Genomic DNA, 12478 nt, shown 5'->3' on the forward strand with positions numbered 1-12478 from the left:
TCATAGTCGCAGGGTTATCGTCGGAGAGCGTTCGTGGAAATTAAAAATGAAGCCTTTCACCTGCTTCGCCATCTTTTTCAGCAACATACATCACGCTGGCAGCAAGAGCTGCCCGAGCTGACGAAACCGCAATACGCGGTGATGCGCTCCATCGCCGAATGCCCCGGTATTGAGCAGGTGGCGTTGACCAGCGTGGCGGTCAGCACGAAAGCCACGCTGGCTGAGATGTTGAGCAGGATGGAAACGCGCGGATGGGTCAAACGCGAGCACGATCCCGACGATAAGCGCCGTCGGTTCGTCTTTTTAACGCCGGAAGGTGAAGCGCTGCTGGCGGCCAGTCAGCCGGTGGGGAATCGCGTCGATAATGAATTTTTACAGCGCTTAACCGCCGAAGAGCAGCAGCAGTTTACGCAGTTGATTCGTAAAATGATGGACTAGCGCGGAAAAATGGCAAAGAAAAAGGCCAGTCTCTCGACTGACCTCTTTGAATAAAACAGGCTTATTCGCGGAACAGCGCTTCGATATTCAGCCCCTGCGTCTGCAGGATTTCACGCAGACGGCGCAGACCTTCAACCTGAATCTGACGCACGCGTTCGCGGGTCAGGCCAATCTCGCGGCCGACATCTTCCAGCGTCGCTGCTTCATACCCCAACAGACCAAAACGACGCGCCAGCACTTCTCGTTGTTTGGCGTTCAGTTCGAACAGCCATTTCACGATGCTTTGCTTCATGTCATCGTCCTGCGTGGTGTCTTCCGGACCGTTTTCATTTTCATCGGCCAGGATATCCAGCAGCGCTTTCTCAGAATCCCCCCCCAGAGGGGTATCAACTGAGGTGATGCGTTCATTGAGACGCAGCATACGGCTAACGTCATCAACCGGCTTATCCAGCTGTTCAGCTATCTCTTCTGCGCTCGGTTCATGGTCCAATTTATGGGACAGCTCGCGCGCGGTACGCAGATAGACGTTCAGCTCTTTAACGATATGGATAGGCAGACGGATGGTACGGGTTTGGTTCATGATAGCCCGTTCAATCGTCTGACGAATCCACCAGGTGGCATAGGTTGAGAAACGGAACCCACGCTCCGGGTCAAACTTCTCTACGGCACGAATCAACCCCAGGTTGCCCTCTTCGATCAGATCCAGCAGCGCCAGACCACGATTGCCATAACGGCGGGCAATTTTCACCACCAGACGGAGGTTGCTTTCAATCATCCGACGGCGTGAGGCCACATCGCCACGCAGAGCACGGCGTGCAAAATAGACTTCTTCTTCAGCGGTCAATAACGGAGAATAGCCGATCTCGCCTAAGTACAGCTGGGTCGCATCGAGTACACGTTGAGTAGCACCCTGCGATAAGAGCTCTTCTTCTGCGAGTTCGTTGTCACTGGGTTCCTCTTCATTTAAGGCCTTCTCATCGAACGCCTCTACTCCATTCTCATCAAATTCCGCGTCTTCATTTAAATCATGAACTTTCAGCGTATTCTGACTCATTTTAAGGTGGCTCCTACCCGTGATCCCCAGGCAATGCACCTTATCATGTCACTCTTCAGGCGACCTCTGCGGCTGCCGATGCCGCCTGAAAGCGTTCATGTGAAGGACTTTGCCGACTTATCGCTGCGGTAAGTACTGCAGCGGGTTGACGGATTTCCCCTTGTAACGAATTTCAAAATGCAAACGTGTTGAACTGGTTCCGGTGCTACCCATGGTAGCGATTTTCTGCCCCGCCTTGACGTCCTGTTGTTCCCGGACCAGCATTGTATCGTTATGAGCGTAGGCACTCAGGTAATCATCGTTGTGTTTGATGATAATAAGATTACCGTAACCGCGCAGTGCGTTACCGGCATAGACGACGCGCCCATCGGCGGTTGCGACGATTGCCTGTCCTTTACTGCCCGCAATATCGATGCCTTTATTGCCACCGTCGGTGCCGCTAAAGTTTTCGATGATCTTGCCGTCAGTCGGCCAGCGCCATGAAGAAATTGGCGAACTGGTTGAAGTACTGCTGGCAGTCGGTACGGTCGTGCTCGCAGTCGGTGCCGTTACAGGCGCTGTGACAGTCGTCGCAGGCTTGTTGTTAGGCAACATTTTGTTAGCACTTTGTTCACCTGAATCCTCAGAATACGTAATTGTCGGAGTCGACGCAACAACCGCGGTTGATTTTTGTGCAGGTTTTGAGACTAATCCGGTATTTCCACCGCTGGCCTGCGCGCTGGCCACAGCGACCGGGTTATTGCCGGTAATCGGCTGGCCGGAAGCGTTGCCGACCTGCAGTACCTGACCCACGTTCAACGCGTACGGGGCCGCCACGTTATTACGCTGCGCCAGGTCACGGAAGTCGTTGCCGGTCACCCAGGCAATGTAGAACAGCGTGTCGCCGTGTTTGACCGTATAGGTGCTGCCACCGGTGTAGCTGCCTTTTGGAATATCGCCGTATTTACGGTTGTAGACGATATGGCCGTTCTGCATCTGCACCGGCTGCTCGGCAACGGGCTGAGACACGCGAGGCTGGGTTTGAACGGGCTGGGTCTGCACCGGCTGTACCGGCTGAATCTGAGGCGTTGACTGCGCCGTGCTGCCCATTTTTGGCGGCGGCGTAATCAGCATGCCGGAGTTGGTGCTGCTGGTGCCACCGCTGTTCACGGAGCTCACTGGCGCTGGCGCATTATTTGAAGAAGAACAGCCGGCCAGCCAAAGTGAAACCAGTGATAATGCCACAACACGATTGACGGTAAATTTAGGGCTTCCCGCGCTCATTTATCCCCCAGGAATAGGTTAACTGCCAGTGACTTAATACCGTGCAACGCAGGTGATGAACACTGGAAAATATGCTCACCATACGCTGAATTGGGCTGAAAACCCTCAGAAAAATCCGGGTCTCAGGCCAGTTCCCCCTTAACAAGAGGAACGAAGCGAACGGCCTCAACGGTATCAATAATAAATTCGTCTCCCCGCCGATGAACGCGCTTAAGATACTGCTGATCATCGCCCACGGGTAAAACGAGAATTCCGCCTTCATCCAGCTGCGACATCAGCGCAACCGGGATCTCCAGCGGAGCCGCCGTCACGATGATGGCGTCAAACGGGGCGCGTGCCTGCCACCCCTGCCAGCCATCACCGTGGCGGGTAGATACATTATGCAAATCAAGCTGCTTCAGGCGACGCCTGGCGTGCCATTGCAGACTTTTGATGCGCTCAACCGAGCAGACGTGATGCACCAGATGCGCCAGAATCGCCGTCTGATAGCCTGAACCGGTGCCGATTTCCAGCACCCGGGACTCCGGCGTCAGCTCCAGCAGCTCGGTCATCCGCGCCACCATATACGGCTGCGAAATCGTCTGCCCCTGACCTATCGGTAGCGCAACGTTCTCCCACGCATTGTGTTCGAACGCTTCATCAATAAATTTATCGCGCGGCACCTGCGCCATTGCCTCAAGCACGCGCTCATCGCGTATGCCCAGCTGACGAAGCTGATTAAGCAGGCTCTGGATACGTTTACTGACTACCATTGTGTATCGACCCTCGCCTGCTCAAGCCAGCCGGTGACCACGTCGTGGGCGCTGTGTGCCGTGAGATCGACATGCAGCGGCGTAACCGACACGTAGCCGGCATCAACGGCAGCAAAATCGGTATCCGGGCCGGCATCGCATTTGTCGCCCGGCGGGCCAATCCAGTAGAGCGTATTACCGCGCGGATCCTGCTGCGGGATGACTTTATCCGCCGGATGGCGGCTGCCACAGCGGGTAACGCGAATCCCTTTGATTTGATCGAGCGGCAGATCCGGAACGTTCACGTTCAGGATACGCCCGGTACGCAGCGGTTCGCGAGAAAGCGCCCGCAGCAGCGAGCAGGTCACGGCGGCAGCAGTATCGTAGTGCTGATGACCGTTCAACGACACCGCCAGCGCGGGAAAGCCTAAATGGCGGCCTTCCATCGCGGCCGCCACCGTGCCGGAGTAAATGACGTCATCGCCCAGATTGGGCCCGGCATTGATGCCGGAGACCACGATATCAGGGCGCGGGCGCATCAGCGCATTGACGCCCAGATAGACGCAGTCCGTCGGGGTGCCCATTTGTACGGCGATGTCGCCATTATCGAAAGTGAAGGTACGAAGCGAGGATTCCAGCGTCAGTGAGTTCGATGCGCCGCTGCGGTTACGATCGGGTGCAACTACCTGAACCTCGGCAAACTCCCGCAAGGCTCTGGCCAGCGTCTGAATACCTGGCGCATGGATCCCGTCATCGTTACTCAGCAATATTCGCATAATCACCTGTTGTATTGATAAGTTCCCTTACCACGCTGGTTGCAAAGCTGCCCGCCGGAAGCCAGAAACGCAGTTCGACGGTAACGTCGTCCCACCAGTTCCAGCTTAGCTGCTGTGGATACAGCAGCATCGCGCGACGCGCGGCCTCGACTTTTTCGCGCAGCAGCAGCGACTGCAACGCCGTCTCGTCGGCCAGCACGGTCTGTTCAAATTCCAGGGCGCTACGCTGTGGCCCCCAGTCGCCGCTCCCGGGCAGCGCTGCGGTAATCATCAATTCACGCGCGTCGACGCGAGCCTGCAATTCGGCCCGCTCTTCTTCGCTGGCAACAAACCAGCTGCCGCGTCCCGCTAATTGTAGCGCATCGCCGTCAACAACTTGATTAAAGTCCAGTTTTTTTAGGCGCTCGCTCACTAGCTGATTAAACAACGCGCTGCGGGCCGCCGACAACCAAAAACTGCGTTTATTCCGATCGCGTACCGGCGCGCCGCTTTCTGCCCAGCGCAGTGCGCCCTGCAGGTTGCTGCCGCCGATGCCGAAACGCTGGGCCCCGAAGTAATTTGGCACGCCGCGCTCGGCGATGGCCTGCAGGCGCGCCTCAACGTCGTCACGCCCGCGAACCTCGCGTAGCACCAGCGTAAACTGGTTGCCCTTCAGCGCCCCTAAACGCAGCTTACGCTTATGGCGGGCATATTCCAGCACCTGACAACCTTCAAGCTGAAACTGGCTTAAATCCGGCATGGTATTGCCCGGCACGCGTGCGCATAGCCACTGTTCGGTCACCGCATGCTTATCTTTCTGCCCGGCAAAGCTCACTTCGCGGGCGTGGATTTTCAAAAACTTCGCCAGCGCGTCGGCCACAAATCGGGTGTTGCAGCCATTTTTCAGGATGCGTACCAGAATATGCTCGCCTTCGCCGTCAGGCTCAAAGCCTAAATCTTCGACCACCAGAAAATCTTCCGGATTGGCCTTTAACTGCCCCGTCCCCTGCGGTTTACCGTGCAGCCAGGTGAGTTCATCAAACTGAATCATGACGTTGCCTTATGCAGCAGTGCGACCGCCTCACAGGCGATACCCTCGCCGCGCCCGGTAAAGCCGAGCTTCTCGGTGGTGGTCGCTTTGACGTTAACATCGTCCATATGACAGCCGAGGTCTTCGGCAATAAAAACGCGCATCTGCGGAATGTGCGGCAGCATTTTCGGCGCCTGGGCGATAATCGTGACGTCGACGTTTCCCAGCGTGTAGCCTTTGGCCTGAACCCGTTTCCACGCTTCGCGCAGCAGCGCGCGGCTGTCGGCGCCTTTAAACGCCGGATCGGTGTCCGGGAACAGCTTGCCAATATCACCCAGCGCCGCAGCGCCCAGCAGCGCGTCGGTCAGCGCGTGCAGCGCAACGTCGCCATCAGAGTGCGCCAGCAGCCCTTTTTCGTAAGGGATACGCACGCCGCCAATGATAATCGGGCCAACGCCCCCAAAGGCGTGTACGTCAAAACCGTGTCCAATTCGCATTATGCATTCTCCGGGTTACCCGAGCGGGTGAGGTAAAATTCAGCGAGCGCCAGGTCTTCCGGGCGAGTCACTTTAATATTATCAGCGCGTCCGGCGATCAACTCGGGGTGAAAGCCACAATATTCTAATGCCGATGCTTCATCAGTGATCGACGCACCGTCGTTCAGCGCGCGGGTCAGGCACGCTAACAGCAGCTCGCGCGGGAAAAATTGCGGCGTCAATGCGTGCCACAGATCGTTACGATCGACGGTATGCGCAATGGCCACTTTCCCCGGTTCGGCGCGCTTCATGGTATCGCGCACCGGTGCGGCCAGAATGCCGCCCACGCGGCTACGTTCGCTGAGCGCGAGCAGACGAGCAAGGTCGTCCTGATGCAGACACGGGCGTGCGGCATCATGCACCAGCACCCATTCGGCATCATCAATCGCACGCAGGCCCGCCAGCACGGAATCGGCACGTTCGGCACCGCCTTCTACGACGGTAATCTGAGGATGTTGCGCAAGAGGAAGCTGCGCGAAGCGTTCGTCTCCGGCAGAGACGGCGATAATCACCCGCTGGACGCGGGCGTTAGCCAGCAGCGCATCCACCGAGTGTTCAAGAATCGTTTTGTTACCGATTGAGAGATATTGCTTTGGGCAGCCCGTTTGCATGCGGCGGCCAAATCCGGCTGCCGGCACCACGGCGCATACGCCCGGAAAAGTCACGGCCATGTCGTCATCCTGGGACTGGTTATCGATTAGTTTGCGTTTGCCCCGCGCTCTGCGTGCGCTTAGACGCATCCGGAACCAGACGATAAAACGTTTCGCCCGGACGGGTCATGCTGAGTTCGTTACGCGCGCGTTCCTCGATCGCTTCCTGACCGCCGTTGAGATCGTCAATTTCAGCGAAAAGCTGATCGTTACGCGCTTTTAATTTTGCGTTCGTTGATTGTTGTACGGATACATCATCACGGACCCTGCTAAAGTCATGCAGGCCGTTTTTTCCAAACCACAACGAATATTGTAGCCAGACCAGCAAAGCCAGTAATAGCAGCGTTAATTTACCCATCCTGCCCCCTGAAAAACGGCACTATCATCCCATAACTCGCCGTCATACTCCACTCCGGCCGCGGGCAATACCGTATATCGCCGGAAATGTACCACATTTCACCCGCACAGGGGACCGGCTAACGCGCTGGACCAGGCCGACTGCGCAAGGATTAACTCATAATCCACATAAATAACAAGCTGCACAGCACGGCAACGGTCAGCAGCGTGGCAACAATAGTGTAGGCAAGTTTGCCTTTCATCAGCGAATGAAAAGCCACGCCAACGACAACCGATACCGGCATCAGGGCAAGGAAAAAAGGCCAGGTGTAGAGGAAGAAGAACAGCGTGTTATTGCCGTAGTGCAGGTAGGGAATTCCCAGCGCCATCAACCACGCCGCAAAGCCAACAAAGGCCCCTGACAAAGACCAGGTGGTTTCGTCATAAGCAGGGGCGAGTGACTCGGGCGGGGCCACGTTGATGTTCTGAGTATTACGCATAAATAATCCTGTTAGGTCGGAGCAGGCACACGCCGACACGTTTTCAGGATCTGATAATATCGCTCTGCCTCAGTAGATCTAATAATTGAGCCACCAAATTTGTTACTAATTGTTCACCGTCGAGATGGATTGCTGGTCGCTCGGGAGATTCATATGATGAATCAATCCCGGTAAAATTACGCAGCTCGCCGGCGCGCGCTTTTTTGTACAACCCTTTTGGGTCGCGCGCTTCGCAAATGGCCAGCGGCGTATCAACGAACACTTCAAAAAAGCGTCCTTCGCCGACGCGTTCACGCACCATCTGACGCTCAGCGCGGTGTGGCGAGATAAAGGCCGTTAATACCACCAGCCCGGCATCCACCATCAGCTTTGCCACTTCGCCAACGCGACGGATGTTCTCTTTACGAGAGTCATCAGTAAAGCCCAGATCGTTGCACAAGCCGTGACGTACGTTATCGCCGTCCAGCAAATAGGTGCTGACGCCCAGCTCGTGCAATGCCTCTTCCAGCGCTCCGGCTACGGTTGATTTGCCCGATCCCGACAGACCGGTAAACCACAGCACAACGCCACGGTGACCGTGGAGTTGTTCGCGCTGCTGGGCGGTGACGGGATGCGCGTGCCAGACCACGTTCTCGTCGTGTGCCGCCATTATTTGCCTCCCAGCAAATCGCGCGCGCCCCAGTGCGGGAAGTGCTTACGCACCAGCGCATTCAGCTCCAGCTCAAAGGCACTGTAGTCAGTATTGACCACCGCCTGCTGGGTATTGGGCTCGCGAACCATACCGGCACCCACGGTAACGTTGCTTAACCGATCGATAAAGATAAGCCCGCCGGTCACCGGGTTTTCCTGGTATTTATCCAGCACCAACGGCTCGTCAAAGGTCAGATCCACCAGACCTATCCCGTTCAGCGGCAGCGCTTCCACTTCACGCTGGGTCAGGTTGTTGATGTCCACCTGGTACTGAATGCCGTCGACACGTGCGCGCGTCTTCTTGCCGGCAACCTTAATGTCATAGCTCTGCCCCGCCGTAAGCGGCTGTTCGGCCATCCACACCACATCAACGCTGGCGCGCTGTACCGACGGCAGCGCGTCCTTTGCGTCAAGCAGCAGGTCACCGCGGCTGATGTCGATTTCATCTTTCAGCACCAGCGTAATGGCTTCACCGGCGGCCGCTTCCTGCAGGTCACCGTCGAAGGTGACGATACGCGCAACGGTTGACTCAACGCCTGACGGCAGCACCTTGATGCGCTGGCCGACCTTCACGGTGCCGGAAGCCAGCGTGCCGGAGAAGCCGCGGAAGTCCAGGTTCGGGCGGTTAACATACTGTACGGGGAAACGCATCGGCTGGCTGTCGACCGTGCGGCGAATCGCTACAGTTTCCAGTACTTCCAGCAGCGTCGGGCCGCTGTACCACGGCAGCTTTTCGCTGCTGTTGGCCACGTTATCGCCTTCCAGCGCGGAGAGAGGCACAAAGCGAATATCCAGATTGCCCGGCAGCTGCTCAGCAAAGGTCAAATATTCTTCGCGAATGCGGTTAAAGGTCTCTTCGCTATAGTCGACGAGATCCATTTTGTTGACTGCCACGACCAGGTGTTTGATACCCAGCAGCGTTGAAATAAAGCTGTGACGACGAGTCTGATCGAGCACACTTTTACGCGCGTCAATCAGCAGGATCGCCAGGTCGCAGGTGGATGCACCGGTGGCCATATTTCGGGTGTACTGCTCGTGCCCCGGGGTGTCGGCGATGATGAATTTGCGCTTCTCAGTCGAAAAATAGCGGTAGGCCACGTCAATGGTGATGCCTTGCTCACGCTCGGCCTGCAGGCCATCCACCAGCAGCGCCAGATCAAGCTTCTCGCCCTGGGTACCGTGGCGTTTGCTGTCATTGTGCAGCGAGGACAGCTGGTCTTCGTAAATCTGGCGCGTGTCGTGCAGCAGGCGGCCAATCAGCGTACTTTTACCGTCATCCACGCTGCCGCAGGTCAGAAAGCGCAGCAGGCTTTTATGCTGCTGAGCGTGCAGGTATGCTTCCACGCCGCCTTCGTCGGCAATTTGTTGTGCAATAGTGGTGTTCATGGCGGCTCCTTAGAAATAACCCTGACGTTTTTTAAGCTCCATGGAGCCGGCCTGGTCGCGGTCAATCACGCGCCCCTGGCGTTCACTGGTGGTTGAGACCAGCATCTCTTCGATGATTTCCGGCAGCGACTGCGCGTCGGACTCTACCGCGCCGGTCAGCGGCCAGCATCCCAGGGTACGGAAACGCACCATGCGTTTTTTGATCACTTCGCCTGGCTGCAAATCAATCCTATCGTCGTCGATCATCATCAGCATGCCGTCACGCTCCAGCACCGGACGCTCGGCGGCCAGGTACAGCGGAACAATCTCGATGTTTTCCAGATAGATATACTGCCAGATATCCAGCTCGGTCCAGTTAGAGAGCGGGAACACGCGAATGCTTTCACCTTTGTTGATCTGGCCGTTGTAGTTGTGCCACAGCTCCGGGCGCTGGTTTTTCGGGTCCCAGCGGTGGAAGCGGTCGCGGAAGGAGTAAATGCGCTCTTTAGCGCGCGACTTTTCTTCATCGCGACGCGCGCCGCCGAATGCGGCATCAAAGCCGTATTTATTCAGCGCCTGCTTAAGGCCTTCGGTTTTCATAATGTCAGTATGCTTGGCGCTACCGTGGACAAACGGGTTAATGCCCATCGCCACCCCTTCCGGGTTTTTATGCACCAGCAGCTCGCAGCCGTAGGCCTTGGCGGTACGATCGCGAAACTCGTACATTTCACGGAATTTCCAGCCGGTATCGACGTGCAGCAGCGGGAACGGCAGCGTACCGGGGTAAAACGCCTTGCGCGCCAGATGCAGCATCACGCTGGAATCTTTACCGATGGAGTACATCATCACCGGATTGGAAAATTCGGCGGCCACCTCACGGATGATATGGATGCTTTCCGCCTCCAGTTGCCGCAGGTGAGTAAGTCGTTTTTGGTCCATAACCGTTCCTTAAGCCTGATTCATTGCACGTCTGTTGTGTTGAGGGCCGATCTTGTCGTTGGCGCTTATTGGGTCGTGCTACAACTCGCTAACAATCAGCAATAGAGGGACTATAGGGGTAGGTTTAGACCAAATGAAATTACGAAAAGGAATGAGTAGTTACTCAAAGGAATAACGCCCTGGAAAAGCAAATATCAAAAAGTGCTTAACATGCTATTTTTCGGGCATTTAAGCGTATTGGAAATTGTGTAATGAAAACCTTGGTTTCATACTAGGCGCGTCTATTTTTTTGCACTGTTGTAAGGACGTCCTATGTTCTCCGCACTGCGCCACTGCATGGCAGCCCTGGCGCTCGGCGTATGTCTTACCCTCCCGGCGCACGCGGCATCCGCTTCGCTGGGCGCTATCGCCAATACGCAGGCTCGCTATATCGCCACTTATTTTCCCGGCCGCATTACCGGCACACCGGCGGAAATGCTCTCCGCAAACTACATTCGCCAGCAGTTTGCGCAAATGGGCTACCAGAGCGATATCCGCACGTTTCACAGCCGCTATATCTACACCAGCAAAGATAACCGTAAGAACTGGCATAACGTGGTCGGCAGCACCGTCATTGCCGCGCATGAAGGTCAATCCAGTCAGCAAATTATCATCATGGCACATCTGGATACCTACGCCCCGCGCAGCGACAGCGACGTTGAGCAGAATTTTGGCGGCCTGACGCTACAGGGCATTGATGATAACGCGCTGGGCCTGGGCGTGATGCTGGAGCTGGCTGAGCGCTTTAAAGATATTCCCACCCAGTACGGTATTCGTTTTATTGCCACCAGCGGCGAAGAGGAAGGCAAACTCGGCGCAGAGAATTTACTTAAACGCATGAGCAGCGCGGAGAAGAAAAATACTCTGCTGGTCATTAACCTCGATAACCTCGTCGTTGGCGATAAACTCTATTTTAACAGCGGCGTAAAAACGCCTGCCTCGGTGCGCAAACTCACCCGCGATCGCGCGCTGACGCTGGCCCGCAGCCACGGCATTGCCGCCGCGACGAATCCGGGCCTTAATCCTCAGTATCCGCAGGGCACCGGCTGCTGTAACGACGCAGAAGTGTTTGATAAAGCAGGCATTCCTGTCCTGTCTATTGAGGCGACTAACTGGTCGCTCGGCAAAAAAGACGGTTACCAGCAGCGCGCCAAAAGCGCCAGCTTCCCGGACGGCACCAGCTGGCATAATGCGCAGCTCGATAGCCAGCAGCATATTGATAAAGCGCTGCCGGGGCGCATTGAGCACCGCAGCCGCGATGTGGTGAAAGTGATGATGCCGCTGATGAAAGAGCTGGCGAAGGCGGGAAAGCACAGCTAACCCGTCTCCCTTAAAAAAGCCCCCGGTACGGAGCCGGGGGCGTGAAATGTGCAGAAAAAGACCTTAGCCTTCGTGCAGCCCGCACTCGCGCTTGAGCCCAAAGAATCGCGTCTCTTCTTCCGCCATCCCCGGTTCCCACTTACGGGTGGTATGCGTATCGCCCACCGACAGATAGCCCTGATCCCACAGCGGATGGTATTTCAGGCCGTGCTTTTGCAGGTACTGATACACCGTGCGGTTATCCCAGTCGATGATCGGCAGCACCTTAAAGACCCCGCGCTGAATCGCCAGCACCGGTAGCGTGGCGCGGCTACCGGACTGTTCGCGGCGCAGACCGGCAAACCAGGTTTGCGCGTTGAGCTCTTTCAGCGCCCGGTTCATCGGCTCAACCTTGTTGATGTCATTGTATTTCTCAATGCCTTCGACGCCCTGCTCCCACAGCTTACCGTAGCGTGCTTCCTGCCAGGCCGCGCTCTCTTTCGCGCGATAAACCTGCAGATTCAGCTTGAGTTTGTCCGTTAACTCATCAATAAACTGGTAGGTTTCCGGGAACAGATAGCCGGTATCGGTCAGGATCACCGGGATATCCGGGCGAATCTGATTCACCAGATGCAGGCTTACTGCGGCCTGAATACCGAAGCTTGATGACAGCACATATTCACCTGGCAGGTTTTCCAGCGCCCACGCCACGCGTTCCTCGGCGCTCAGCTTTTCCAGTTCGGCGTTGGTTTCAGCCAGCGCCAGCACGCGATCGACTTTTGGCAGGTCGTTCAGCGCGTTGAGATCGAGTTTGGACATAAGTTCCTCGCTGTTTGCCTTGCCTGATGGCGCT

General features: G+C 56.4%; 15 protein-coding genes. 2 read left to right on the forward strand and 13 right to left on the reverse strand.

From position 1 onward, the window contains the following. Positions 1-33 precede the first annotated feature (33 nt). Positions 34-438 carry a MarR family winged helix-turn-helix transcriptional regulator gene (locus V6942_RS07330; RefSeq protein WP_106926082.1) on the forward strand — a complete coding sequence of 135 codons (405 nt, stop codon included), beginning with the start codon at positions 34-36 and terminating at the stop codon, positions 436-438. A 61-nt stretch (positions 439-499) separates the two neighbouring features. Here the strand turns inward: V6942_RS07330 and rpoS are convergent, their stop codons facing one another. From rpoS to cysD, 12 genes are all read right to left on the reverse strand, one after another. Then, positions 500-1492 carry an RNA polymerase sigma factor RpoS gene (gene rpoS, locus V6942_RS07335; protein ID WP_106926080.1) on the reverse strand — a complete coding sequence of 331 codons (993 nt, stop codon included), beginning with the start codon at positions 1490-1492 and terminating at the stop codon, positions 500-502. A 117-nt stretch (positions 1493-1609) separates the two neighbouring features. Beyond that, positions 1610-2755, reverse strand: a complete 1146-nt coding sequence (nlpD, locus tag V6942_RS07340) for a murein hydrolase activator NlpD (protein ID WP_106926078.1) — start codon at positions 2753-2755, stop codon at positions 1610-1612. 122 nt (positions 2756-2877) lie between these two features. Further along, positions 2878-3507, reverse strand: coding sequence for a protein-L-isoaspartate(D-aspartate) O-methyltransferase (locus tag V6942_RS07345; protein ID WP_106926076.1), 630 nt, complete (start codon positions 3505-3507; stop codon positions 2878-2880). Further along, the gene (surE, locus tag V6942_RS07350; RefSeq protein ID WP_182930115.1) at positions 3501-4262 is read right to left on the reverse strand and encodes a 5'/3'-nucleotidase SurE; all 762 of its coding nucleotides are present in this window, start codon (positions 4260-4262) and stop codon (positions 3501-3503) included. Before surE ends, V6942_RS07345 begins: the two co-directional genes overlap by 7 nt. Continuing rightward, positions 4243-5292 carry a tRNA pseudouridine(13) synthase TruD gene (gene truD, locus V6942_RS07355; RefSeq protein ID WP_182930114.1) on the reverse strand — a complete coding sequence of 350 codons (1050 nt, stop codon included), beginning with the start codon at positions 5290-5292 and terminating at the stop codon, positions 4243-4245. The genes surE and truD overlap by 20 nt, the downstream gene beginning before the upstream one ends. Then, positions 5289-5768 (reverse strand): 2-C-methyl-D-erythritol 2,4-cyclodiphosphate synthase, encoded by a 480-nt coding sequence (ispF, locus tag V6942_RS07360; RefSeq protein WP_106926070.1) that lies wholly within the window; start codon positions 5766-5768, stop codon positions 5289-5291. Before ispF ends, truD begins: the two co-directional genes overlap by 4 nt. Then, positions 5768-6478, reverse strand: coding sequence for a 2-C-methyl-D-erythritol 4-phosphate cytidylyltransferase (gene ispD, locus V6942_RS07365; RefSeq protein WP_333501041.1), 711 nt, complete (start codon positions 6476-6478; stop codon positions 5768-5770). The genes ispF and ispD overlap by 1 nt, the downstream gene beginning before the upstream one ends. Positions 6479-6497: 19 nt before the next feature. Further along, positions 6498-6815 (reverse strand): cell division protein FtsB, encoded by a 318-nt coding sequence (ftsB, locus tag V6942_RS07370; RefSeq protein ID WP_106926066.1) that lies wholly within the window; start codon positions 6813-6815, stop codon positions 6498-6500. Positions 6816-6966: 151 nt separating this feature from the next. Next, entirely contained in the window at positions 6967-7293 is a 327-nt protein-coding gene (locus V6942_RS07375) for a DUF3561 family protein (protein ID WP_106926064.1), read from the reverse strand. Positions 7294-7336: 43 nt separating this feature from the next. Continuing rightward, a complete protein-coding gene (cysC, locus tag V6942_RS07380; protein ID WP_106926062.1) occupies positions 7337-7942 on the reverse strand; it encodes an adenylyl-sulfate kinase in 606 nt (201 codons plus the stop codon). After that, on the reverse strand, positions 7942-9369 hold the full coding sequence (cysN, locus tag V6942_RS07385; protein WP_333501042.1) for a sulfate adenylyltransferase subunit CysN: 1428 nt from the start codon (positions 9367-9369) through the stop codon (positions 7942-7944). The genes cysC and cysN overlap by 1 nt, the downstream gene beginning before the upstream one ends. 9 nt (positions 9370-9378) lie before the next feature. Further along, positions 9379-10287, reverse strand: coding sequence for a sulfate adenylyltransferase subunit CysD (cysD, locus tag V6942_RS07390; RefSeq protein WP_106926057.1), 909 nt, complete (start codon positions 10285-10287; stop codon positions 9379-9381). Positions 10288-10599: 312 nt separating this feature from the next. Between cysD and V6942_RS07395 the strand changes: the two genes are divergently transcribed. Next, a complete protein-coding gene (locus V6942_RS07395) occupies positions 10600-11646 on the forward strand; it encodes an aminopeptidase (protein WP_333501043.1) in 1047 nt (348 codons plus the stop codon). A 63-nt stretch (positions 11647-11709) separates the two neighbouring features. On the opposite strand, the gene cysH is transcribed toward V6942_RS07395, so the two are convergent. Continuing rightward, on the reverse strand, positions 11710-12444 hold the full coding sequence (cysH, locus tag V6942_RS07400; protein ID WP_106926053.1) for a phosphoadenosine phosphosulfate reductase: 735 nt from the start codon (positions 12442-12444) through the stop codon (positions 11710-11712). Between the last annotated feature and the right edge of the window lie 34 nt (positions 12445-12478).

The organism is Kluyvera genomosp. 2 (assembly GCF_036759865.1).
GTDB lineage: Bacteria > Pseudomonadota > Gammaproteobacteria > Enterobacterales > Enterobacteriaceae > Kluyvera > Kluyvera ascorbata_B.

Bases quoted from the DNA above. Each gene is read 5' to 3' on its own strand.
- rpoS (WP_106926080.1), bottom strand. From the start codon at position 1,492: ATGAGTCAGAATACGCTGAAAGTTCATGATTTAAATGAAGACGCGGAA.
- nlpD (WP_106926078.1), bottom strand. From the start codon at position 2,755: ATGAGCGCGGGAAGCCCTAAATTTACCGTCAATCGTGTTGTGGCATTA.
- V6942_RS07345 (WP_106926076.1), bottom strand. From the start codon at position 3,507: ATGGTAGTCAGTAAACGTATCCAGAGCCTGCTTAATCAGCTTCGTCAG.
- surE (WP_182930115.1), bottom strand. From the start codon at position 4,262: ATGCGAATATTGCTGAGTAACGATGACGGGATCCATGCGCCAGGTATT.
- truD (WP_182930114.1), bottom strand. From the start codon at position 5,292: ATGATTCAGTTTGATGAACTCACCTGGCTGCACGGTAAACCGCAGGGG.
- ispF (WP_106926070.1), bottom strand. From the start codon at position 5,768: ATGCGAATTGGACACGGTTTTGACGTACACGCCTTTGGGGGCGTTGGC.
- ispD (WP_333501041.1), bottom strand. From the start codon at position 6,478: ATGGCCGTGACTTTTCCGGGCGTATGCGCCGTGGTGCCGGCAGCCGGA.
- ftsB (WP_106926066.1), bottom strand. From the start codon at position 6,815: ATGGGTAAATTAACGCTGCTATTACTGGCTTTGCTGGTCTGGCTACAA.
- V6942_RS07375 (WP_106926064.1), bottom strand. From the start codon at position 7,293: ATGCGTAATACTCAGAACATCAACGTGGCCCCGCCCGAGTCACTCGCC.
- cysC (WP_106926062.1), bottom strand. From the start codon at position 7,942: ATGGCGGCACACGACGAGAACGTGGTCTGGCACGCGCATCCCGTCACC.
- cysN (WP_333501042.1), bottom strand. From the start codon at position 9,369: ATGAACACCACTATTGCACAACAAATTGCCGACGAAGGCGGCGTGGAA.
- cysD (WP_106926057.1), bottom strand. From the start codon at position 10,287: ATGGACCAAAAACGACTTACTCACCTGCGGCAACTGGAGGCGGAAAGC.
- V6942_RS07395 (WP_333501043.1), top strand. From the start codon at position 10,600: ATGTTCTCCGCACTGCGCCACTGCATGGCAGCCCTGGCGCTCGGCGTA.
- cysH (WP_106926053.1), bottom strand. From the start codon at position 12,444: ATGTCCAAACTCGATCTCAACGCGCTGAACGACCTGCCAAAAGTCGAT.